Genomic DNA, 22,324 nt, shown 5'->3' on the forward strand with positions numbered 1-22,324 from the left:
GGCCTGCCGTGGGCGCCTCGCACATATCGACCCCGTCGGAGCAGCCGTCGCAGAGGTGGTCCCGGCGCGGACTGCTCACCGTGCTCGGCATGGCACCGGCCGGCGCGCTGACCGGATGCAGCGGCTCCTCGGCGGGCGCCTCGGGCGGGACGCCGAAGGCCGCCGCGTCCGCGCAGGCCGCCGCGAAGAAACCCACCGTCTCGGTCACACCCGCCGACGGCACCGAGAAGGCCGGATTCACCCACCCCGTCGAGGTGACCGTGACCGACGGCACCCTCGCCTCGGTGAAGGTCGCCGGCAACGACGGCTCCACCCTGGCCGGTTCGCTCAACGAGGCGAAGACCCGGTGGACTTCGGCGAGGAACCCGTACTCCGGGACGAAGTACACGGTGACGGCCACCCCCGAGGGCGCCGCGGCACAGACCACGACCTTCACCACCCGCTCACCCGGCGAGACCTTCGTCGGCTACTTCACGCCCGAGGCGGGCTCCACCTCCGGCGTCGGCATGCCCGTGTCGATCAACTTCACCCACGCGGTGAAGAACCGGGCCGCAGTCCAGACGGCCATCACCATCACCGCGGAGCCGGCCGTCGAGGTGGTCGGCCACTGGTTCGGCGACACCCGGCTCGACTTCCGCCCGGAGACCTACTGGGCGCCCGGCACGAAGATCACCCTGAGTCTGCGGCTGAAGGACGTCGAGGGCTCGGCCGGCGTCTACGGCGTGCAGAACAAGGACGTCACCTTCCACATCGGCCGGGCCCAGATCAGCACCGTCGACCTCGCTACCGAGGAGATGGTGGTCAACAGGGACGGCGAGACCGTCGCCACCTATCCGGTCAGCGGCGGCAACGCCCAGCACACCACCTGGTCCGGGATCATGGTGATCAGCGAGCGGTTCAAGCAGACCCGCATGGAGTCCTCCACGGTCGGGCTCGGCGACGAGTACGACATCCCCGACGTGCCGCACGCCCAGCGCCTGACCACGTCCGGCACGTTCGTGCACGGCAACTACTGGGCGTCCGCCTCGGTGTTCGGCCACCAGAACACCAGCCATGGCTGCGTGGGCCTGCACGATGCGAAGGGTGCGAACGACAGCTCCCTGGCGGGCTACAGGTTCTACGAGTCCTCGATGCTCGGCGACGTGGTGATCGTCAAGAACTCCGGCGAGAAGACCGTCGACCCGGCCAACGGGCTCAACGGCTGGAACCTCTCGTGGTCGCAGCGGGAGGCGGGGAGCGCGCTTTAACACCTTTGCACCGTTCAGGGGGTGAACTTCCCCGGCCGGAAAGGACTTCCCTTGCTTTAAGTCTTGACGGCCCTGGTGGCGGAGAGCACATTGGGCCCACTCTGAGAGCGCTCTCACAGCACCCGCAGCCCACCACTCCGCAACCGGGAGGCACCCCCGTGAGTGCAACCTCCGGCATACCCAGACGGCGACGCGCGCTCCTCGCCGTACTCAGCACGCTCGGCCTGGCGGCCGCGCTCGCCACGGCCGCCACCCAGTCCGCCGACGCCTCGGCACCCGCGCCCCCGTCGGGCTGGACACAGCTCTTCCTCGACGACTTCAACGGCTCGGCCGGAACCGGCGTCAACACCTCCGACTGGCAGTACGACACCGGGACTTCGTACCCCGGCGGCGCCGCCAACTGGGGCACCGGCGAGGTCGAGACGATGACGAACAGCACCAGCAACGTCTCACTCGACGGCAGCGGCAACCTGAGGATCACCCCGGTCCGCGACTCGTCCGGCAACTGGACCTCGGGCCGTATCGAGACCAACCGCACCGACTTCCAGCCCCCGGCCGGCGGCAAACTGCGCGTCGAGGCCCGCCTCCAGATGCCCAACGTCACCGGCGACGCGGGTGCGGGCTACTGGCCGGCGTTCTGGATGCTGGGCGCCCCCTATCGCGGCAACTACCAGAACTGGCCGAGCGTCGGCGAGCTGGACATCATGGAGAACGTCCAGGGCATCAACAAGGTCTGGGCGACGATGCACTGCGGCACCAACCCGGGCGGCCCCTGCAACGAGACGACGGGCCTCGGCAATTCGATCGCGTGCCCGAACACCACCTGCCAGTCGGGCTTCCACACCTACACCATGGAGTGGGACCGCTCGGTCAGCCCCGAGGCGATCCGCTTCTACGTCGACGGCGTCAACTACCAGACCGTCACGGCCAGTCAGATGGACGCCACGACCTGGGCCAACGCCACCAACCACGGTTTCTTCGTCATCCTGAACGTAGCGATGGGCGGCGCCTTCCCGGCCGCTTTCGGCGGCGGCCCGACCAGCGCCACCCAGTCCGGCCACCCGATGCTCGTGGACTACGTCCAGGTCCTGTCGAGCGGCACAGGCACCACCACACCCCCGCCCTCCGGCAACCGTGACGCCTACAGCCCCATCCAGGCGGAGTCGTACGACAGCCAGTCCGGCACCGTCACGGAGAGCACCTCCGACACCGGCGGCGGCCAGGACATCGGCTCCCTGGCCAACGGCGACTGGGCCCTCTACAAGGGCGTCAACTTCGGTTCCACGGCGGCCACGCAGTTCTACGCACGCGTGGCGAGCGGCGCCGGGTCCGGGGTGAGCGGCCTGGTCGAGGTGCGCCTGGACAGTCGTACCGCCACACCGATCGGCAGCTTCGCCCTCGCCAACACGGGCGGCTGGCAGTCCTGGAAGACGGTCCCGGCCAACATCAGCGCGGTGACCGGCACCCACGACGTCTATCTGACCTTCACCAGCGGTCAGCCGGCGGACTTCGTGAACGTGAACTGGTTCGACTTCGGTCACTGAGCGGGCGGGCGGCGGCGCGGGGCGGCTTGACCTTCACGTACGGGTCAACCCCTAGCGTCGCCGCCATGACCACTTCCGCTGTCAACTCCCGTACCGGCCTGGAGGTTCGACTCGCCTCCCGGCCCGACGGTCTGCCCACCCCCGACGACTTCGAGATCGCCGAGGTCCCGGTGCCCGATCCGGCCCCCGGCCAGGTGCTGGTCCGCAATCTCTACCTGTCCCTCGACCCCGGCATGCTGACACTGATGTCGGCCGAACCCGCCGTGCCTCGGCCCCGCTACGAGATCGGCGAGGTGCTCTACGGGGACGCCGTCGGCGAGGTGATCGCCTCGGCCGAGCCCTCCCTGACGGAGGGCGACCTGGTGGTGCACCGGCTGGGCTGGCGGGAGTACGCCGTGGCCGGCGCAGAGGTCTTCCGTCGCGTCGACCGGACCGCCTACCCGACCCCTTCCCTCCATCTCGGCTTCGGCCTGGTCGCCTACGTCGGACTCGTCCACGTCGCCCTGCTGCGGCCCGGCGACACGGTGTTCGTCTCCAGCGCGGCGGGCGCGATCGGCTCTCTCGCCGGTCAGATCGCCCGGCTCAAGGGGGCGGCGCGGGTGATCGGCAGCGCGGGGTCACCGGAGAAGGTCCGGCACCTCACCGACAGGCTCGGCTTCGACGCGGCCTTCGACCGCCGCGACGGCCCCGCCCTGGACCGGCTGCGCGAGGCCGCCCCCGACGGCATCGACGTCTACTTCGACAACGTGGGCGGCGAGCAACTGCGGGCCGCCCTCGAGGTGATGAACCCCCATGGCCGCATCGCCGTCTGCGGGGCGCTCGCCCGCCAGAGCTCAGGCCGCCCCGACCGGGGCCCCGGCGACCTGCTGACCGTGGCCGCCAAACGGCTGACCATCCGCGGCTTCACCGTCGTCGACCACCTGGACAAGGCGGCCGAGTTCGGGCGGCAGTTCCGCGACTGGCTGCGGAAGGGGGAGATCGTCTACGACGAGACGGTGATCGACGGGCTGCCGAACGCGCCCCGTGCCCTGACCGACCTCGTCCGCGGCGCATACACGGGGAAGACCGTGGTACGGCTGGGGAGTTGACCCCGTAGACCACCAGGAGAGGTGAACCCGGACGTGAGCGAGATGCTGATCGGTGACCTGGCCGCGCGGACCGGCACGACGACCCGCGCCCTGCGCTACTACGAGGAGCAGGGCCTGCTGGAGTCCGGTCGGAGCGCGGGCGGTTACCGCGTCTACGGGCCCGGAGCGGAGACGCGGGTCCGCAACATCCGTGACCTGCTCGCCTCCGGGTTCACGGTGGACAACGTCAAGTCCTTCGTGCGCTTCCTGGACAGCGATCTGCCGGAGGTGTTCGCCTACTCCGACTCCCGCGCCGGGAACTACGAGGTCGGGGCCCGGCGGGTGGCCGAGCTGACGGAGCGGATCGAGGCGCTGACCAGGATGCGGGACACCCTGGTGCGGCGCATGCCGTGGCTGGGCGCCCCGGCCGCGTCCTGAGTCACCGCAGCTCCGCACGGAACGCCGCCGGTGTCAGCTCCGTGTGCTGCTGGAAGAACTTGGAGAAGTTCGCCGCGTCGGGGAAGCCGACCGCCGCGCCCACCCGGCCGATCGGCAGGTCTGTGTGGGCCAGCAGGCGTTTCGCCTCCAGGACGACCCGCTTGTCGATGAAGCCCTTCGGTGTCTGACCGGTCGCCGCGCGGACCGCGCGGACGAGGGTGCGCCGGGAGTAACCGAGGGCGTCGGCGTAGGCGCTGACGCTGTGGTTGGTGGCGAAGTCCCTCTCGACGGCGTCACGGAACAGGGTGAAGGTCGTGTCCGACTGGCGGCGGACCGCCTCGGCGGAGCTGGCCGCCAGATGCGCGAGTCGGAGCAGGAACGCCGTCAGCGAGTGACGCAGCACCGCGGTGTGCAGGCTCAGTGGCAGGGTCGTGTTGTCCTCGTACTCGCGTTGCAGTTGGGCGAGGGCGGCCCTGAGGGCGGTGAGCTGGGCTTCGTCGGGGTGGAGCAGGGGCGGCAGGTCGTAGCGGTAGAGGCCGGTGGCCTCGACCGTGGCGCGCGGCAGAAACCCGGGTTGCATGGTGAGCACGGTTCCGCGGTACCCGCTCGTGCGCGAGAAGCGGTGGACCTGGCCGGGACGGATCCACAGCAGTTCGCCAGGCGCCGCCTCGTACTCGGCGAAGTCGATCATGTGGCGGACCGGAGCGCCGTCGAAGAGCATCACGACATGGAAGTCGATGCGGTGGACACGCTCCAGCGGGGCCTCGGCGTGCCAGGTGTGGCCGGTCCCCATCGGGCCGACCTGCATACCGACTCCGCCCACACTCAGCTCGACCGGGAAAGGGAACGTTCTGATGCCGTCCACCCCAGCGTCACCGTCTCCACCTTGGATGGTTCTGCCCGCCATGTCCTACTCGCGCCGCCTCGGTCGTGCCGTCGGTGTCCCACTTTCACCACAGGCTGACACACAGCGACCTTCCCCCGTAAAAGTCAGACTTTTAAGTTTGAAGGCATCCGAGCAGTTCAGTCGCTTCGATCGAGGACTTCTTGAAGATGAGTACGCAGACTCCGGACAGCTTCGAATGGACCGAACTCGACCGGCGTGCCGTCGACACCGCGCGTCTGCTCGCGGCCGACGCCGTGCAGAAGGTCGGCAACGGCCACCCGGGCACGGCGATGAGCCTGGCCCCGGCCGCGTACACGATCTTTCAGAAGGTGATGCGTCACGATCCCGCGGACCCCGAGTGGACCGGCCGGGATCGCTTCGTTCTCTCTCCCGGCCACACCTCGCTGACCCTCTACACCCAGCTGTTCCTTGCCGGGTACGAGGTCGAGCTCGATGACCTGAAGGCGTTCCGGACGCACGGTTCCAAGACGCCCGGTCACCCCGAGTACGGGCACACCGCCGGCGTCGAGACCACCACCGGGCCGCTCGGCCAGGGCGTCGCCAACGCCGTCGGCATGGCGATGGCCGCCCGCTACGAGCGCGGCCTGTTCGACCCGGAGGCCCCCGAGGGCACCTCCCCCTTCGACCACACCATCTGGGCGATCGTCTCCGACGGCGACCTGGAGGAGGGTGTCTCCGCCGAGGCCTCCTCGCTGGCCGGCCACCAGAAGCTCGGCAACCTGGTCTTCCTCTACGACGACAACCACATCTCCATCGAGGGCGACACCGCGACGGCGTTCTCCGAGGACGTCCTGAAGCGCTACGAGGCCTACGGCTGGCATGTGCAGCGCGTCGAGCCCTCGCTCGGTGGCGACATCGACGTACCGGCCCTCTACGCGGCCCTGAAGGCCGCGCAGGCCGAGACCGAGCGGCCGTCCATCATCGCGATGCGCACGATCATCGCCTGGCCCGCCCCGAACGCACAGAACACCGAGGCCTCCCACGGCTCCGCGCTCGGCGCCGAGGAGATCGCCGCCACCAAGCGCATCCTCGGCTTCGACCCGGAGCAGTCCTTCCAGGTCGACGCCGATGTGCTGGCCCACGCCCGTGAGGCCCTGGACCGCGGCGCCGAGGCGCACGCGGCCTGGGACAAGCAGATCGACAAGTGGCGCGGCGCCAACCCCGAGCGCGCCGAGTTGTTCGACCGGATCGTCGCCGGCCAGCTGCCCGAGGGCTGGGAGGACGCGCTGCCGGTCTTCGAGGAGGGCAAGGCGGTCGCCACCCGCGCCGCCTCCGGCAAGGTGCTGCAGGCGCTCGGCGCGATCCTCCCCGAGCTGTGGGGCGGCTCCGCCGACCTCGCCGGCTCGAACAACACCACCATCGACAAGACGTCGTCCTTCCTGCCGAAGGGCAACCCGCTCCCGGAGGCCGACCCGTACGGCCGTACCGTCCACTTCGGCATCCGCGAGTTCTCGATGGCCGCCGAGATGAACGGCATCGCGCTGCACGGCAACACCCGCATCTACGGCGGCACCTTCCTGGTGTTCTCCGACTACATGCGCAACGCGGTGCGGATGTCGGCGCTCATGCAGCTCCCGGTGACGTACGTCTGGACGCACGACTCCATCGGCCTCGGCGAGGACGGGCCGACCCACCAGCCGGTCGAGCACCTCGCCTCCCTGCGCGCCATCCCGGGCCTCAACGTCGTCCGCCCGGCCGACGCCAACGAGACGGCGATCGCCTGGGGCGAGATCCTCAAGCGGCACGCCACCGACCCGGCCCCGCACGGCCTCGCGCTGACCCGCCAGGGTGTGCCGACCTACGCGCCCAACCCCGATGCGGCGAAGGGCGGTTACGTCCTGAAGGAGTCCTCGACCGGGACCCCGGACGTCGTCCTGATCGCCACCGGCTCCGAGGTGCAGCTCGCCGTCGCCGCGCGCGAGCAGCTGGAGGCCGAAGGGATCGGCACCCGGGTGGTGTCGATGCCGTCCGTGGAGTGGTTCGAGGAGCAGCCACGGGAGTACCGCGAGCGCGTCCTTCCGCCGGCCGTGCGGGCCCGTGTCGCCGTGGAGGCCGGGATCGGTCTGACGTGGTACCGCTACACAGGTGACGCAGGACGCATCGTCTCCCTGGAGCACTTCGGCGCCTCCGCCGACGCCAAGACCCTGTTCGCCGAGTTCGGCTTCACCCCCGAGAACGTCGCCGCCGCTGCCAGGGAATCCCTGGCCGCCGCCCGCGGTTGATCCGATCGCCAGAAAGAAGATGATCAAAGTGACCGAAGCAACCGCGACCGCGGGAGCACTCAAGCGCCTGTCCGACGAGGGCGTCTCCATCTGGCTGGACGACCTCTCCCGCAAGCGGATCGAGTCCGGCAACCTCGCCGACCTCGTCGAGAACAGCAATGTGGTGGGTGTGACCACCAACCCCTCCATCTTCCAGGCCGCCATCGGCTCCGGAGAGGGCTACGAGGAGCAGCTCGCCGACCTCGCCGTCCGCGGTGTCACGGTCGAAGAGGCCGTACGGATGATGACCACCGCCGACGTCCGCGCCGCCGCCGACATCCTGCGGCCCGTGTACGACGCCACCGGCGGCCGCGACGGCCGGGTCTCCATCGAGGTCGACCCGCGCCTGGCCCACAACACGGGGGCGACGATCGCCGAGGCCAAGCAGCTCGCCTGGCTGGTCGACCGTCCCAACGTCATGATCAAGATTCCGGCGACCAAGGCGGGCCTGCCGGCCATCACCGAGGTCATCGGCCTGGGCATCAGCGTCAACGTCACGCTGATCTTCTCCCTGGAGCGCTACCGCGAGGTCATGGACGCCTACCTCGCCGGCCTGGAGAAGGCACAGACGAAGGGCCTCGACCTCGCCGCCATCCACTCCGTCGCCTCCTTCTTCGTCTCCCGCGTCGACTCCGAGATCGACAAGCGACTGGACGGCCTCAGCTCCCCCGAGGCCTCCGTCCTCAAGGGCAAGGCGGCGCTTGCGAACGCCCGTCTGGCCTACGAGGCCTACGAGGAGGTCTTCGGCGGTGAGCGCTGGACCGCCCTCGCCGGCGCCAGGGCCAACAAGCAGCGCCCCCTGTGGGCCTCGACCGGTGTGAAGGATCCCGCGTACAAGGACACCCTGTACGTGGACGAACTGGTCGCGCCCGGCACCGTCAACACCATGCCGGAGGCCACCCTCAACGCCACCGCCGACCACGGCGAGATCACCGGCGACACGGTGACCGGCGGCTATGCGCAGGCCCGCGCCGACCTGGCCGCCGTGGAGGCCCTCGGGATCTCCTACGACGAGGTCGTGCAGAAGCTGGAGGACGAGGGCGTCGCCAAGTTCGAGACGGCCTGGCAGGACCTGCTGGACGCCGTCACGAAGTCCCTCGACAGCAAGGGAGTTGAGACGGAATGACCGAGCACGCCACGGTCGGGTCGGCGCTCGACTGGACCAACCCCCTGCGCGACGAGCGCGACCGCCGGCTCCCGCGGATCGCGGGCCCGTCCGGGCTCGTCATCTTCGGCGTCACCGGCGACCTGTCCCGCAAGAAGCTGATGCCGGCCGTCTACGACCTCGCCAACCGCGGCCTGCTGCCGCCGGGCTTCTCCCTCGTCGGGTTCGCCCGCCGGGACTGGGAGGACCAGGACTTCGCGCAGGTCGTGCATGACGCGGTCCGCGAGCACGCGCGCACCGAGTTCCGTGAGGAGGTCTGGCAGCAGCTCGCCGAGGGCATGCGGTTCATCCCCGGCGACTTCGACGACGACACGGCGTTCAAGCAGCTGAAGTCGGCCGTCGACGAGCTGGACGCCTCCCGCGGCACCGGAGGCAACTTCGCCTTCTACCTCTCCGTACCGCCGAAGTTCTTCCCCAAGGTCGTCCAGCAGCTCAAGAAGCACGGCCTGGCGAACGGGCGCAAGGGCTCCTGGCGGCGCGCGGTGATCGAGAAGCCGTTCGGGCGCGACCTGGCGAGCGCCCGCGAGCTGAACGCGATCGTGCACGACGTGTTCGAGCCGGACCAGGTGTTCCGGATCGACCACTACCTGGGCAAGGAGACCGTCCAGAACATCCTGGCGCTGCGCTTCGCCAACCAGATGTACGAGCCGATCTGGAACCGGTCGTACGTCGACCACATCCAGATCACCATGGCCGAGGACATCGGCATCGGCGGCCGCGCCGGCTACTACGACGGCATCGGCGCCGCCCGTGACGTCATCCAGAACCACCTGCTGCAGCTGATGGCGCTCACCGCCATGGAGGAGCCGATCGCGTTCGACGCGGAGTCGCTGCTCACCGAGAAGCTGAAGGTCCTCAAGTCCGTGCGGCTGCCGGAGAACCTGGGCGAGCACACGGTCCTCGCCCAGTACGCCGAGGGCTGGCAGGGCGGCGAGAAGGTCCTCGGCTATCTGCAGGAGGACGGCATCGACCCGAACTCCAAGACCGACACCTACGCCGCCATCAAGCTGGAGGTGGACAACCGCCGCTGGGCGGGCATCCCCTTCTACCTGCGCACCGGCAAGCGCCTGGGCCGCCGCGTCACCGAGATCGCGGTGGTCTTCAAGCGGGCGCCGCACTCCCCCTTCGACTCCACCGCCACCGAGGAGCTCGGACAGAACGCCGTCGTCATCCGGGTCCAGCCCGACGAGGGGATGACGGTCCGGTTCGGCTCCAAGGTGCCGGGCACCTCCATGGAGATCCGGGACGTGTCGATGGACTTCGCCTACGGCGAGTCCTTCACGGAGTCCAGCCCGGAGGCGTACGAGCGGCTCATCCTGGACGTACTGCTCGGCGACGCCAACCTGTTCCCCCGTCACCAGGAAGTGGAAGAGTCCTGGAAGATCCTCGACCCGATCGAGGAGTACTGGGCGCGGCACGGCAAGCCCGCGCAGTACGCCTCGGGCAGCTGGGGACCCGAGGAAGCCGACGAGATGCTCGCACGAGACGGACGGAGCTGGCGCAGGCCATGAAGATCGACCTGACCGACACCACGGCAAGCAAGATCAACAAGGCGCTGGTGCAGGGCCGCCGCGCCATCGGCACCCCCGCCGTGGGCATGGTCCTGACGATGGTCATCGTCACGGACGAGGAGAACGCCTACGACGCGATCAAGGCGGCCGAGGAGGCCTCGCACGAGCACCCCTCGCGCACCCTGGTCGTCATCAAGCGGCACGCCCGCACCCCGCGCGACCGCATGGCCTCCAAGCTGGACGCCGAGGTCCGGGTGGGCGCCGACGCCGGCACCGGCGAGACGGTCGTACTGCGCACCTACGGCGAGGTGTCCGACCACGCCGACTCGGTCGTCCTGCCGCTGCTGCTGCCGGACGCGCCGGTCGTCGTGTGGTGGCCGGTGGACGCGCCCGCGGTGCCCGCCAAGGACCCGCTCGGCGCCCTCGCGCAGCGCAGGATCACCGACCTGTACGCCGTCGAGAACCCGTCCGAGACCCTGGAGCAGCGGGCACGCTCCTACGCGCCCGGCGACACCGACCTCGCCTGGACCCGGCTGACGCCGTGGCGCTCGATGCTGGCGGCGGCCCTCGACCAGGCCCGCACCCGGATCGTGTCGGGGGCGGTGGAGGCCGAGGCCGACAACCCGGCGGCCGAGCTGCTGGCGCGCTGGCTGGAGGCACGGCTGAACGTGAAGATCGACCGTGTGGTCACCGCGGGCCCGGTCGTCACGGCCGTGCGCCTGGGGACCGCGGACGGCGAGATCGTCATCGACCGCCCCGAGGGCCCGCTGGCCACGCTCACCCTGCCCGGCCAGCCCTCGCGCACCCTGGCGCTGAAGGTCCGCACCACCTCCGAACTCATCGCCGAGGAACTCCGCCGCCTCGACGCCGACGAGATGTACGCCGTCGCCCTGCGGGGCGAGGCCGGCAAGGAGAAGCTCTCCCATGTCTGACTCCCCCAAGCTCACCCGGCGTCCCGAGTGGACCGCCCTGGAGGACCACCGCGCCCAGGGCCAGCCGGTGCTGCGTGAGCTGTTCGCAAGCGACCCCGGCCGCGCCGAGCGGTACGTCGTGCGCGTCGGCGACCTGCGCATCGACTACTCCAAGCACCTCGTCAACGACGAGACCCTCGCGCTGCTGCAGGAACTGGCCGTCGCCACCGACGTGTTCGGGCTGCGGGACGCCATGTTCCGCGGCGAGAAGATCAACGTCACCGAGGACCGGGCCGTGCTGCACACCGCGCTGCGCGCCCCGCGGGACGCGGTGATCGAGGTCGACGGCGAGAACGTGGTCCCGCAGGTGCACGCCGTCCTGGACAGGATGAGCGACTTCGCCGAGCGGGTCCGCTCCGGCGCCTGGAGCGGCCACACCGGCAGGCGGATCAGGAACGTCGTCAACATCGGCATCGGCGGCTCCGACCTGGGCCCCGCGATGGCGTACGAGGCGCTGCGCACCTTCACGGCCCGCGAGCTGACCTTCCGCTTCGTCTCCAACGTGGACGGCGCCGACCTGCACGAGGCGGTTCGGGACCTGGACCCGGCGGAGACCCTGTTCATCGTCGCCTCCAAGACCTTCACCACGATCGAGACCATCACCAACGCCACCTCGGCCCGCTCCTGGCTGCTGAACGGCCCCGGCGGGCTCGGCGAGGAGAAGGCGGTCGCCCGGCACTTCGTGGCCCTGTCCACGAACGCCGGCAAGGTCACCGAGTTCGGTATCGACCCGGACAACATGTTCGAGTTCTGGGACTGGGTCGGCGGCCGCTACTCCTTCGACTCGGCCATCGGCCTGTCGCTGATGATCGCGATCGGCCCGGACCGCTTCCGGGAGCTGCTCGACGGCTTCCACACCGTCGACGAGCACTTCCGGACGGCTCCCGCGGAGGCCAACGCCCCGCTGATCCTCGGCCTGTTGGGCATCTGGTACGGCAATTTCTTCGGCGCCGAGTCCCATGCGGTGCTGCCGTACAGCCACTACCTGTCGAAGTTCACGGCGTATCTGCAGCAGCTGGACATGGAGTCCAACGGCAAGTCGGTCGACCGGGACGGCCATCCGGTGGGCTGGGAGACCGGCCCGGTGGTGTGGGGCACGCCCGGCACCAACGGGCAGCACGCCTACTACCAGCTGATCCACCAGGGCACCCGGCTCATCCCCGCGGACCTGATCGGCTTCGCACGTCCGGCGGCCGAGCTCGGCGACGAACTGGCCGCCCAGCACGACCTGTTGATGGCCAACCTGTTCGCGCAGGGCCAGGCGCTGGCCTTCGGCAAGACCGCCGACGAGGTGCGCGCGGAGGGGATCCCCGAGGGGCAGGTGCCGCACCGCACCTTCCACGGCAACCACCCCACCACGACGATCCTGGCGAAGGAACTGACCCCGTCGGTCCTCGGCCAGCTGATCGCCCTCTACGAGCACAAGGTGTTCGTCCAGGGCGCCGTCTGGAACATCGACTCCTTCGACCAGTGGGGCGTCGAGCTCGGCAAGGTCCTCGCCAAGCGCGTCGAACCCGCCCTGACCCAGGGCGCGGACGTCCCCGGCCTCGACCCCTCCACCACCGCTCTCGTGGCCGCGTACCGCGAGCTCAGGAACGCTCAGGAAGAAGTGAACTGACCATGCAGATCGGACTCATCGGGCTCGGCAAGATGGGCGGCAACATGCGCGAGCGGATCCGCCGCGCCGGCCACACCGTCATCGGCTACGACCGCAACCCCGACCTCTCCGACGCGGCCAGCCTCGCCGAACTGGTCGACAAGCTCGAAGCGCCGCGCGTGGTGTGGGTGATGGTCCCGGCGGGCGCGCCCACCCAGTCCGTCGTCGACGAGCTCGGCGGCCTCCTCTCCCCCGGTGACACGGTCGTCGACGGCGGCAACTCCCGCTGGACGGACGACGAGAAGCACGCCGAGGAGCTGGGCGCCAAGGGCATCGGCTTCGTCGACGCGGGCGTCTCCGGAGGTGTGTGGGGCCTGCAGAACGGCTACGCGCTGATGGTCGGCGGCGACAAGGAGCACGTCGAGCGGCTCCAGCCGATCTTCGAGGCGCTCAAGCCGGAGGGCCCGTACGGCTATGTCCACGCGGGCAAGGTCGGCGCCGGGCACTTCTCCAAGATGGTCCACAACGGCATCGAGTACGCCATGATGCAGGCCTACGCCGAGGGCTGGGAGCTGCTGGAGAAGATCGAGTCGGTGGACAGCGTCCGGGAGGTGTTCCGCTCCTGGCAGGAGGGCACGGTCATCCGTTCCTGGCTGCTCGACCTCGCGGTCAACGCCCTCGACGAGGACGAGCACCTGGACAAGCTTAAGGGCTTCGCGCAGGACTCGGGTGAGGGCCGCTGGACGGTCGAGGCGGCCATCGACAACGCGGTGCCGCTGCCCGCCATCACGGCCTCCCTCTTCGCGCGGTTCGCCTCCCGCCAGGACGACTCCCCGCAGATGAAGATGATCGCGGCCCTGCGCAACCAGTTCGGCGGGCACGCCGTCGAGTCGAAGGAGTAGCGCGGTCGTGGGGGACCTTCTCCTGGTCCGCCACGGCGAGACGGAGTGGAGCGTGTCGGGACAGCACACCAGCTGGACCGACCTGCCCCTCACCCAGCACGGTGAGGAGCAGGCCAAGTCGCTCGCTCCCCTCCTCTCGCAGCGGACCTACGCACTCGCACTGACCAGCCCGCTCGGCCGCGCGATACGCACCGCCGAACTCGCGGGCGTCACCGGCACGGTGGTCGAACCGGACCTGCACGAGTGGGACTACGGCGCCTACGAGGGCATCACCACCGTCGAGATCCACCGCACCCGCCCCGACTGGGACCTGTGGACCGACGGCGTGCCGCCCGGCCCGGACGGGCACCCCGGCGAATCACCCGAGCAGATCGGCCGGCGCGCCGACGGCGTCCTGTCCCGCGTGGACGCGGCCCTCCCCGACGGCGACGTGATCCTCGTGGCCCACGCCCATTTCCTACGGGTCCTGACGGCCCGCCGCCTGGGCCTGTCCCCCGCGGACGGCCGCCTCTTCCAACTGGCGACGGGCACGGTGAGCCGCCTGTCGACCGAACACGACCGCCCGGTGATCGCCGAGTGGAACACCCGGCCCTGACACTCCGGGCCCGGCCGAGCAGGCAGGGCGAAGTCCTGTGCGGTGCTCCGCGCCCGCGAAGCGGCGCGGAGCACCGCACGACCAGCCACGACGGCGCCTCACTCGATCCCCGGCACATCTCGGCCCCGCGGCGGGTGAGCAAACGCGTTGCACCCCCACCGACGACTGTCCCACTCGGCGATTAGAGTCCCGCTCTGTGGAGATCAACGATCTGACGCCGGCCGAGCAGCAGGTGTGGCGGGCGTTCTCGACGGGGGCGACGGTCGACTTCCGGGAAGGGGGCGACGGCGAGGACACGTCGGGGGGTGCGCAGTGGGGGCCTGAACGGACCATAAGGGCAACGGTGTTGCGGGCGCTGCTCCTCAACGGCCCCCGGGTGCCCGGGGAAGTGGCCGCGCTGAAGGTCCAAGGCGCGCGGATCATCGGCACCCTGGACCTGAGGCACGCGACGGTCGACAGCATCGTCCATCTGACGTACTGTCACTTCGCCGACGCCCCGGACCTCTCCGGCGCCCGCCTCCCGTACCTCAACCTGCGTGACTCCGTGCTGCCCGGCCTGATGATCGCGCGGGCCCGCGTGGACGGCAGCGTCCGGCTGACCCGGTGCCGGTTCACCGGAGTCGTGCACCTGGGCGGGTCGCACGTCTCCGGGGTGCTGTTCCTCGAACGGGCCGAGTTCGCCGCCGTGCCGGAGCCCGGGCCGGTCCTGAAGCTCAGCCACGTCACCATCGAGGACGACCTGTGCGCCTCCGGGCTGCGCACCCACGGCGAGATACGACTCGACGGCGCCGCCGTCGCCGGATCGGTCGACCTCAACGACGCCGGGCTCCACCATCCCGGCAACGCCGTCCTCGACGCCCAGACCCTCGTCGTGGAAGGCGACCTCCTGATGCGGCGCGCGGAGGCGAAAGGCTGGATCGGGCTGCGCGGCGCGCGCATCGCGGGGCGCTTCGACCTGTCGTACTCCCACCTGGAGAACCCGGACGACTCGGCCCTGCGGGCGAGCAGCTGCACCATCGGCGAACTCTGGCTGCGCAAGGGTCCGCCCTTGAAAGGACGGCTCAACCTGCGCCGCGCCCAGGTGGACGTCCTGTTCCTGGAACCGGAGGTGGTGCCCGACGAGGTCTATCTGAGCAGCCTCGTGTACACCACTCTCACCCCCCACGAACCCGCCGAACGCCGCCTCCCCATGCTGGAACGCGATGCCGAGGGCTATGTCCCGCACGCCTACGAGCAGTTGGCCACCGCCTACCGCCGCGTCGGCGACGACCACGCCGCCCGTCTGGTCCAGCTCGCCAAGCAGCGCCGCCTCCGCTCCACCCACGCCTGGTACGGCCGCCTCTGGGGCTACGTCCAGGACGCCACCGTCGGCTACGGCTTCCGCCCGCTGCGCGCAGCCGTATGGCTCCTGTCGCTCCTCGCCATCGGCTCGACCGCCTACGCCCTGCACCACCCCCACGCGCTCAAGGCGTCGGAGGCCCCGCACTTCAACCCGGTCTTCTACACCCTGGACCTGCTGCTTCCGGTGATCTCCTTCGGCCAGGAGGAGGCGTTCGCGCCGGACGGCTGGTACCAGTACCTCGCCTACGCCCTGATCATCACCGGCTGGATCCTGGCGACGACGGTCGTCACCGGCGTGACCAGAACCGTCAGCCGCCAGTGAGCCGCCGCGCGGCATGCTGGGCGGCCAGGCGCACGGGCGCGTTCTGGGCGCCGTACCCCTGGTATCCGCCGTCACGCTGGACGAGCTCGAAGAAGACCCGGCCCACGGTCCGCGTGTAGCAGTGCCGGAACTCCCCGTGCGGATCCCGGTCGTAGAGGATCCCGAGCTCGCGATACGTGTCCAACTCCCCCTCGGCGAACTCGAACCGGGCCGCCAGGTCGTCGTAGTAGTTCGCGGGCACAGCCAGCAGCATTCCGCCGGCCTCGCGGAAGCGGCGTGCCGCGGCCACCACGTCGTCCGTCGCCAGCGCGATGTGCTGGGCGTGGACCGTGTCGTCGGCGGGCGCCGCCCCGACGGACAGGGCGATACGGACGCTGCCGTCGGCGGCGGTGACGGCACGACTGCGCAACAGACCGTACGGGTCGGCCACGTCCACGCTCTCCTGGGCGGACAGGCCGAGCACGCTGCGGTGGAAGAGGGTGGCCTCGTCGAAGTGGTGCCAGGGCTGGACGAGAGCGAGATGGTCGATGCGCCGCACGCCCAAGTCCTGCGGGGTGTGGTCGACATCCTCGAAGTCACCGCGCCAGTCGGGCAGTTCGGGCCGACCGGTCGCGCAGAAGAACAACTCCGTGCCGTCCGGGGCCGCCACCGCATCCAGCGGCGCGTCCTCGCTCGCCCGACGGCGCGGCAGCACGGGCGCCAGCAGCGCCTCGGCGCGCCGGGCCGCGCCCGCGGGGTCCGGGGACTCCAGACCGATCGCGGCGAGCCCGGTGCCGTCCCGCCGGGCGGCCGGCCCGGTGTTGACGAGCACCCGGGCCTCCCCGGCCTGCCACAGATCGACCGGCTTGCTGCGGTGCCGCGCCGTCCGCGCGAAACCCAGGGCCCCCAGCACCTCGCTGACCGGTTCGGCATCGGGAGTGACCAGCTCGGCAAAGGCAACCCCCGTGGGAACGACGGGGGCGGGCAGCTCGGCCGGCCCCACCGCCTCCTGGAGGACCAGAAGCGACCGGTGCGCGTCCACCGCCGTCGGCCCGGCCTCGGCCTGCCGGAACACGTCGTTGAAGACCTCCAGAGAGAGCGGCCCGGCATACCCCGTGCGCAGCACATGCCGCACGAGCCCGGCGACGTCGAAGCCGCCCTGCCCCGGGAAGCAGCGGTAGTGACGACTCCACTGCAGGACGTCCATCGCAAGCAGCGGAGCATCCGCGAGCTGCAGAAAGAAGATCTTCTCGCCGGGGATGTCCTCGATCCCCTTGGGATCGGACCCACGGGAAAGAATGTGAAAGCTGTCGAGACAGGTACCGAGCGCGGGATGGTCCGCCATCTCGACGACGTGCCAGGCGTGGTCATACGTACTGACGTGCCGCCCCCAGGCAAGCGCCTCGTAGGCGACACGGATCCCGAAGTCCTGTGCCAGACCGGCGAGTCGGCTCAGCTGCTCGGCGGCGAGGGCGTCGTCGTCGACGGCCAGGGGACTCACGCTGGAGCAGACGAGGACCGTATCGGCCCCCAGCCGCCGCATGACCTCGAACTTGTGCCGGGCGCGACGCAGATTAAGGGTGAACTCCTCCTCGGGCACGGCTTCGATGTCCCGCATGGGTTGATAGAGGTCGATGCCGAGCCCGAGGTCGGCACAACGGGCCCGGATCTCCTCGGGCCTGAGGGAACTCGCCGTCAGGTCGTTCTCGAAGATCTCAACCCCGTCGAACCCGGCCCGGGAGGCGGCGGTGAGCTTCTCGGTCAGAGAGCCGCTGAGAGAAACAGTGGCAATGGACGTACGCATGGACGGCTCCTTCGAACTGCCGGCTACTGCAGCGCCCCTTCAAGGGGCGCGGGGCTGTGTTTGATTTGCGGCTACCGCCGCGTGGGCGCGAGCAACCACAACGAACCCGCACCCGTCACACGGCCTCCCCGACCGAGCTCTCCACCGCAAAGTCCGCGAGCATCCGCCCACTGTCGGGCTCCCGCCCCGTGAACAACCGAAACGCATCGGCAGCCTGGAACACAGCCATGCCGCCCCCGTCCAACGTGGCGCAGCCAACCGCCCGAGCGGCCCGCAGCAACTCCGTCTCCAGGGGGCGATAAACCACCTCGGCAACCCACAACCCGGGATGAAGCAGTTCAGCAGCGAAGGGCAACCCCGGATGGGCCGCCATCCCGGTGGGCGTGGCATGCACAACGCCGTCGGCCGAGCCGAGCAGCCGATCGAGCTGCTCGGGAGTACCGGCGGCCGCCCGGCCGACCCCGAAGTGCCGGTTCAGACCGTCGGCAAGATCCGCGGCCCGATCGGCCAAGGCATCAACGACGGTGACCCGCTCGGCGCCCAGCGTGAGCGTGGCGTGTGCGACGGCCGCCCCGGCCCCGCCGGCCCCCAGCTGCACCACCCGCTCCAGCGAAGCGTCCGGCAGCCCCCGCGCGAACGAAGCCGCGAACCCGGTGACGTCCGTGTTGTGGCCGATGGCGCGTCCGCCCTGGAAAACGACGGTGTTGACCGCCCCCAACGCCTCGGCCTGTGGAGCAAGCTCATCCAGGTGCTCGATCACCAGCTGCTTGCACGGGTGCGTGATGTTGAGCCCGTCGAAGCCGAGGTCCCGGGCGGCCCGCACCAGGTCACCGACCGCCTCCGGCGGCACGCCGAGGGTGTCGATGTCGATGAGCCGGTAGAGACAGCGCAGGCCCTGCCGGTCCGCCTCCCGCTCGTGCAGCGCCGGGCTGAGCGACGGGCCGATGCCGGAACCGATCAGTCCGACGAGATACGAGTCCTTGGCCACGGGGCCTCCTGAGCCAACGCTAATGTACGAACTAGTACGTTAGCTATATCAGCCCGGCGGTTGCCTGGGAAGACCTCGCCCGGCGCCGGCCGGCCCGCCTTCTAGAATCTGCGGCACTGGCCGTACTCCCGAAGGAACCCGATGACCAGCGTCGACGAACCGGCACGACCCAACGGGCGGATCCGCGACGCCGCCCGCACCCAGGCCGAGATCCTCGACGTGGCGACCCAGGAGTTCGCGCGGGCGGGTTACGACGGCGCCCGGGTCGACGAGATCGCCGCCCGCACCCGCACCACGAAGCGGATGATCTACTACTACTTCGGCGGCAAGGAACAGCTGTTCACGGCCGTCCTGGAGCGGGCGTACGGCGTGATCCGGGAGGCCGAGCAGAAGCTGGACGTCGAGCACCTGGACCCGGTCGCGGCCATCCGCCGCCTGGCCGAGCTGACCTTCGACCACCATGAGCAGCACCCGGACTTCATCCGCCTGGTCAGCATCGAGAACATCCACGGCGCCGAGCACATCGCCGCCTCCGGGAAGCTGGGCAGGATCGGCTCCCCCGCGCTCGACGTGATCCGCCGCATCCTGGCCGCCGGGCAGGAGTCGGGCCTGTTCACGGCCGACGTCGACGCGGTCGACCTGCACGCGATGATCAGTTCGTTCTGCTTCTTCCGGGTCTCCAACCGGCACACGTTCGGCGCCCTGTTCGGCCGCGACCTGGTCGACCCGGCCCAGCGCGAGCACTACCGCACGATGCTGGGCGACATGGTGATCGCCTATCTGACGGCGGACCGCGCGACCGACTGATCGCGCCGATCACACGCACGGCAGCGGCAAGATCCTTCGGCTGCAACCCTTGACACCCGGGAAACGTGGGCGCAACATCCGTAGCCAACCGCTACTAACTATCCAGTGGGTTAATTAGCCGGGTAGCACCCGGCGCGGCCGTCCCGCCACCCCAGGGATCCGGCACTTCTCCCCGCCGCTCACTCCGCTTACGTTGGAGCCCCCTCGAAGGAGCAAGCCGTGTCCGTCCCCGCCGAAGCCGTCGGGCAGCCGAAAAAGGCGGCGACCGCCGCCTGGATCGGCAGCGCCCTGGAGTACTACGACTTCTTCATCTACGGCAGCGCGGCCGCGCTGATCTTCCCGAAGGTCTTCTTCGACGAGTCCGACCCGGCCACCGCGACCCTGCTGTCGCTGGCCACGTTCGGTGTCGCGTACGCGGCCCGGCCGATCGGCGCGCTCTTCCTCGGCCACTTCGGTGACCGTGTCGGCCGTAAGAAGATCATGGTCTTCACACTGATCCTGATGGGCCTGTCGACCTTCCTCATCGGCTGTCTGCCCACCCGCGCCCAGGTCGGCACGCTCGCCCCGGTCCTGCTGGTCGCCTGCCGTGTCCTGCAGGGCATCTCGGCGGCGGGCGAGCAGGCCGGCGCGAACTCGATGACCCTGGAACACGCGCCACCGCACCGGCGCGGCTTCTTCACCAGCTTCACCCTCAGCGGCACACAGGGCGGCCAGCTCATCGCCACCCTGGTCTTCATCCCGGTGGCCGCGCTCCCCGAGGACCAGCTGCTGTCGTGGGGCTGGCGGGTTCCGTTCTGGGCGAGCATCGCGGTCGCCGTCGCCGGCTACGTCATCCGCCGCAAGCTCCAGGAGACGCCGGCCTTCGCCAAGCAGGCGGCCGGCGAGGGTGTCGTGAAACTGCCGCTGGTGGTACTGCTGCGCGAGCACTGGGTGGACGTGCTGCGGGTGATCGGGGGCGCGATCATCGCCTCGGTCTCCACGATCTTCACGGTCTGGGCCCTCGCCTACGCCACCAGCGATTCCGTCGGCATGTCCCGCTCCTCCATGCTGTGGGTGAGTGCGCTCGCCAACCTCGTGGCCCTCGCCGCGATCCCCCTGTGGGCCACCCTGTCGGACCGCATCGGCCGCCGTCCCGTGTTCCTGATCGGCGCGGTCGGCAGCGCGCTCGCCATGTTCGGCTACCTGTGGGCGATCTCGACGGGCAACTACCCGCTGATCCTGGTCCTGGGCATCGTGGCCTTCGGCATCGTCTACAGCGCGGCCAACGGCGTCTGGCCCTCCTTCTACGGCGAGATGTTCTCCACCCGCGTGCGCCTGTCCGGCATGGCGATCGGCACCCAGATCGGCTTCGCCGTGGCCGGCTTCGCGGTCACGTTCGCCGCGCAGATCGCGGGCCCCGACGGCACCGACTGGTCCTCGGTCGCCCTGTTCACCGCGGCCCTCTGCGTCCCGCCGGTCGTCGCCGGCCTCTCGGCCCGCGAGACCCACAGGATCCCGACGGAGATCCTGGGCGAGCGTGCCGCCCAGGGCGCGTCACACCCGGAGACGGTCACAGCCTGACCGCCCCCCATACGCCCCCGGACCCTGGAGACCGCACCGGCTCCGGCGCCCGGGGGCCGACCATGCCCGCCCCCCAGCACTGTCCACACCTCACGCCTCGACCACGCGCGCCAGCCACCGACCTCGCGCCACCGGTCGGCGCCGGGCCTCCCACCACCGCTTCGGGGCGAGGTATCCCGCCGCCACCCCCTCGGGGCCGGACCTCCCGCCACCAGTCGGGGCCGGGTCTCTGGTCCCGCGCTTGCGGGGTGCCGCCTGCGCCCACCCGTGCCGCCCCAAGCGGCACGACTGCCCGCAGGCCACGGCAGGTATCGGCTGGCGGCACAGCGTGGCGGACCTGCCGGAGGTCTCGGTCGGACAGGCTGTCCGGGTCCTATGCCCGCGGGTGCCGCGGTTCGTAGAGGCCGACCTCGCCGCCGCCCGGCAGCCGGAAGCCGGTCAGCCGGCCCCAGCGTGCCTCCGTCAAGGGCCGCGTGAACTCCACGCCCTTCGCGGTGAGTTCGGCGGTGGTCGCGTCGATGTCGTCGCACATCAGCATCAGTTCGTGCGAGGGCTCGTCCTCGGCCGGGTGGAAGGCGACCTCGGCGGGCGGCGCCTTGAAGATGAGCCAGCCGTGCCCGGCGTCGACGTGCGCCCAGCCGAGGACGTCCCGGAAGAAGGCGCGGTCCGCCTCGGCGTCGCGGGTGTAGATCACCACATGTGCACCATTGATCACGCGCGGAGGCTAGGTCCCCGGCCCGGGGCACGGCAAGGGCGGCGCGCTGGTGCCTCATGCGGAGGCAGCGGCCACGCAGAACTCGTTGCCCTCCGGATCGGCCATGACGATGTGGTGTCCGCCGAACTCCTCCAGGACACTCCCGCCCTCCTTCACCAGGCGCTCGGACTCGGCCCGGACGCGGGCCCACCGCTCGCCGGGGCTGCCGCCTCCCGGTACCCGGACGTCGATGTGGAGGCGGTTCTTCGCCGTCTTGGGCTCGGGGACCTTCAGGATGGACAGCCGGGGGCCCACGCCGTCGGGATCGCAGAGCCACGCGCCGTCGTCCGCCGAGTCGTCGTCCGGCAGGTCGAACTGCGCGAGCCACTCCTCGCGGGTGGTGAAGGGTGCGGGCGGCGGCTCGTCGACATAGCCGAGCGCCGTCTTCCAGAACTCGGCGAGGACCTTCGCGTCCGCGCAGTCAAGCGTGAGATCGAAGTCGGCTGCCATGCAAGGACCGTACTGCGCACCACTGACATTGATCCTGATACTCAGGTTCCGGTGGTCGTGACTCTGCCACTGACTGACGTCCTGCTGGACTGTCTTCTGGCTGTTCTGTCCGGC

At 70.2% G+C, this 22,324-nt stretch carries 19 protein-coding genes; 14 read left to right on the plus strand and 5 right to left on the minus strand.

Annotation, left to right across the window (positions count from 1 at the left end; all coding sequences use genetic code 11):
* Window positions 1-8 precede the first annotated feature (8 nt).
* The 4 genes from ACFY1E_RS22360 (at window position 9) to ACFY1E_RS22375 (ending at window position 4,296) form a co-directional block, all read left to right on the plus strand.
* Entirely contained in the window at window positions 9-1,247 is a 1,239-nt protein-coding gene (locus tag ACFY1E_RS22360) for an Ig-like domain-containing protein (RefSeq protein ID WP_389078647.1), read from the plus strand.
* Window positions 1,248-1,405: 158 nt separating this feature from the next.
* On the plus strand, window positions 1,406-2,791 hold the full coding sequence (locus ACFY1E_RS22365; RefSeq protein ID WP_389078561.1) for a glycoside hydrolase family 16 protein: 1,386 nt from the start codon (window positions 1,406-1,408) through the stop codon (window positions 2,789-2,791).
* 65 nt (window positions 2,792-2,856) lie between these two features.
* Entirely contained in the window at window positions 2,857-3,879 is a 1,023-nt protein-coding gene (locus ACFY1E_RS22370; RefSeq protein ID WP_389078563.1) for an NADP-dependent oxidoreductase, read from the plus strand.
* Between the two features lie 42 nt (window positions 3,880-3,921).
* The gene (locus ACFY1E_RS22375; RefSeq protein ID WP_389078650.1) at window positions 3,922-4,296 is read left to right on the plus strand and encodes a MerR family transcriptional regulator; all 375 of its coding nucleotides are present in this window, start codon (window positions 3,922-3,924) and stop codon (window positions 4,294-4,296) included.
* Between the two features lies 1 nt (window position 4,297).
* Here ACFY1E_RS22375 and ACFY1E_RS22380 read toward each other — a convergent pair whose 3' ends face one another.
* Entirely contained in the window at window positions 4,298-5,203 is a 906-nt protein-coding gene (locus ACFY1E_RS22380) for a helix-turn-helix domain-containing protein (RefSeq protein WP_389078566.1), read from the minus strand.
* Between the two features lie 146 nt (window positions 5,204-5,349).
* Between ACFY1E_RS22380 and tkt the strand changes: the two genes are divergently transcribed.
* The 8 genes from tkt (at window position 5,350) to ACFY1E_RS22420 (ending at window position 15,868) form a co-directional block, all read left to right on the plus strand.
* On the plus strand, window positions 5,350-7,425 hold the full coding sequence (tkt, locus tag ACFY1E_RS22385; RefSeq protein ID WP_389078568.1) for a transketolase: 2,076 nt from the start codon (window positions 5,350-5,352) through the stop codon (window positions 7,423-7,425).
* Between the two features lie 19 nt (window positions 7,426-7,444).
* Window positions 7,445-8,590: a transaldolase gene (tal, locus tag ACFY1E_RS22390; RefSeq protein ID WP_389078571.1), complete on the plus strand. Its 1,146-nt coding sequence runs from the start codon at window positions 7,445-7,447 to the stop codon at window positions 8,588-8,590.
* Window positions 8,587-10,140, plus strand: coding sequence for a glucose-6-phosphate dehydrogenase (gene zwf, locus ACFY1E_RS22395; protein ID WP_389078574.1), 1,554 nt, complete (start codon window positions 8,587-8,589; stop codon window positions 10,138-10,140). The genes tal and zwf overlap by 4 nt, the downstream gene beginning before the upstream one ends.
* Window positions 10,137-11,072, plus strand: a complete 936-nt coding sequence (opcA, locus tag ACFY1E_RS22400) for a glucose-6-phosphate dehydrogenase assembly protein OpcA (RefSeq protein WP_389078576.1) — start codon at window positions 10,137-10,139, stop codon at window positions 11,070-11,072. Before zwf ends, opcA begins: the two co-directional genes overlap by 4 nt.
* Entirely contained in the window at window positions 11,065-12,729 is a 1,665-nt protein-coding gene (gene pgi / locus ACFY1E_RS22405; protein ID WP_389078579.1) for a glucose-6-phosphate isomerase, read from the plus strand. Before opcA ends, pgi begins: the two co-directional genes overlap by 8 nt.
* A gap of 2 nt (window positions 12,730-12,731) precedes the next feature.
* Entirely contained in the window at window positions 12,732-13,610 is an 879-nt protein-coding gene (gene gnd, locus ACFY1E_RS22410) for a phosphogluconate dehydrogenase (NAD(+)-dependent, decarboxylating) (RefSeq protein WP_389078581.1), read from the plus strand.
* Between the two features lie 7 nt (window positions 13,611-13,617).
* Window positions 13,618-14,205, plus strand: coding sequence for a histidine phosphatase family protein (locus tag ACFY1E_RS22415; RefSeq protein ID WP_389078584.1), 588 nt, complete (start codon window positions 13,618-13,620; stop codon window positions 14,203-14,205).
* A gap of 196 nt (window positions 14,206-14,401) precedes the next feature.
* Complete coding sequence (locus ACFY1E_RS22420; RefSeq protein ID WP_389078586.1) at window positions 14,402-15,868, plus strand: membrane-associated oxidoreductase; 1,467 nt, start codon at window positions 14,402-14,404, stop codon at window positions 15,866-15,868.
* Here the strand turns inward: ACFY1E_RS22420 and ACFY1E_RS22425 are convergent.
* Complete coding sequence (locus tag ACFY1E_RS22425) at window positions 15,855-17,651, minus strand: bifunctional sugar phosphate isomerase/epimerase/4-hydroxyphenylpyruvate dioxygenase family protein (RefSeq protein ID WP_389078588.1); 1,797 nt, start codon at window positions 17,649-17,651, stop codon at window positions 15,855-15,857. The genes ACFY1E_RS22420 and ACFY1E_RS22425 overlap by 14 nt on opposite strands.
* Before the next feature lie 115 nt (window positions 17,652-17,766).
* The gene (locus tag ACFY1E_RS22430) at window positions 17,767-18,639 is read right to left on the minus strand and encodes a shikimate dehydrogenase (RefSeq protein ID WP_389078591.1); all 873 of its coding nucleotides are present in this window, start codon (window positions 18,637-18,639) and stop codon (window positions 17,767-17,769) included.
* Window positions 18,640-18,780: 141 nt separating this feature from the next.
* Between ACFY1E_RS22430 and ACFY1E_RS22435 the strand changes: the two genes are divergently transcribed.
* Window positions 18,781-19,446, plus strand: coding sequence for a TetR/AcrR family transcriptional regulator (locus tag ACFY1E_RS22435; protein WP_389078594.1), 666 nt, complete (start codon window positions 18,781-18,783; stop codon window positions 19,444-19,446).
* A gap of 219 nt (window positions 19,447-19,665) precedes the next feature.
* The gene (locus tag ACFY1E_RS22440; RefSeq protein WP_389078596.1) at window positions 19,666-21,006 is read left to right on the plus strand and encodes an MFS transporter; all 1,341 of its coding nucleotides are present in this window, start codon (window positions 19,666-19,668) and stop codon (window positions 21,004-21,006) included.
* Window positions 21,007-21,379: 373 nt separating this feature from the next.
* Here ACFY1E_RS22440 and ACFY1E_RS22445 read toward each other — a convergent pair whose 3' ends face one another.
* Both ACFY1E_RS22445 and ACFY1E_RS22450 read right to left on the minus strand, forming a co-directional pair.
* The gene (locus ACFY1E_RS22445; RefSeq protein WP_389078598.1) at window positions 21,380-21,721 is read right to left on the minus strand and encodes a VOC family protein; all 342 of its coding nucleotides are present in this window, start codon (window positions 21,719-21,721) and stop codon (window positions 21,380-21,382) included.
* 54 nt (window positions 21,722-21,775) lie between these two features.
* Entirely contained in the window at window positions 21,776-22,210 is a 435-nt protein-coding gene (locus tag ACFY1E_RS22450; protein WP_389078600.1) for a VOC family protein, read from the minus strand.
* Window positions 22,211-22,324: the final 114 nt, after the last annotated feature.

The sequence above is a fragment of the Streptomyces sp. NPDC001604 genome (genome assembly GCF_042893475.1).
Lineage (GTDB): Bacteria > Actinomycetota > Actinomycetes > Streptomycetales > Streptomycetaceae > Streptomyces.

What these genes read in the sequence shown, in the direction of transcription:
- ACFY1E_RS22370 (WP_389078563.1), top strand. Translation starts at nt 2,857, where the DNA reads ATGACCACTTCCGCTGTCAACTCCCGTACCGGCCTGGAGGTTCGACTC.
- ACFY1E_RS22375 (WP_389078650.1), top strand. Translation starts at nt 3,922, where the DNA reads ATGCTGATCGGTGACCTGGCCGCGCGGACCGGCACGACGACCCGCGCC.
- ACFY1E_RS22380 (WP_389078566.1), bottom strand. Translation starts at nt 5,203, where the DNA reads ATGGCGGGCAGAACCATCCAAGGTGGAGACGGTGACGCTGGGGTGGAC.
- tkt (WP_389078568.1), top strand. Translation starts at nt 5,350, where the DNA reads ATGAGTACGCAGACTCCGGACAGCTTCGAATGGACCGAACTCGACCGG.
- tal (WP_389078571.1), top strand. Translation starts at nt 7,445, where the DNA reads ATGATCAAAGTGACCGAAGCAACCGCGACCGCGGGAGCACTCAAGCGC.
- zwf (WP_389078574.1), top strand. Translation starts at nt 8,587, where the DNA reads ATGACCGAGCACGCCACGGTCGGGTCGGCGCTCGACTGGACCAACCCC.
- opcA (WP_389078576.1), top strand. Translation starts at nt 10,137, where the DNA reads ATGAAGATCGACCTGACCGACACCACGGCAAGCAAGATCAACAAGGCG.
- pgi (WP_389078579.1), top strand. Translation starts at nt 11,065, where the DNA reads ATGTCTGACTCCCCCAAGCTCACCCGGCGTCCCGAGTGGACCGCCCTG.
- gnd (WP_389078581.1), top strand. Translation starts at nt 12,732, where the DNA reads ATGCAGATCGGACTCATCGGGCTCGGCAAGATGGGCGGCAACATGCGC.
- ACFY1E_RS22425 (WP_389078588.1), bottom strand. Translation starts at nt 17,651, where the DNA reads ATGCGTACGTCCATTGCCACTGTTTCTCTCAGCGGCTCTCTGACCGAG.
- ACFY1E_RS22435 (WP_389078594.1), top strand. Translation starts at nt 18,781, where the DNA reads ATGACCAGCGTCGACGAACCGGCACGACCCAACGGGCGGATCCGCGAC.
- ACFY1E_RS22450 (WP_389078600.1), bottom strand. Translation starts at nt 22,210, where the DNA reads ATGGCAGCCGACTTCGATCTCACGCTTGACTGCGCGGACGCGAAGGTC.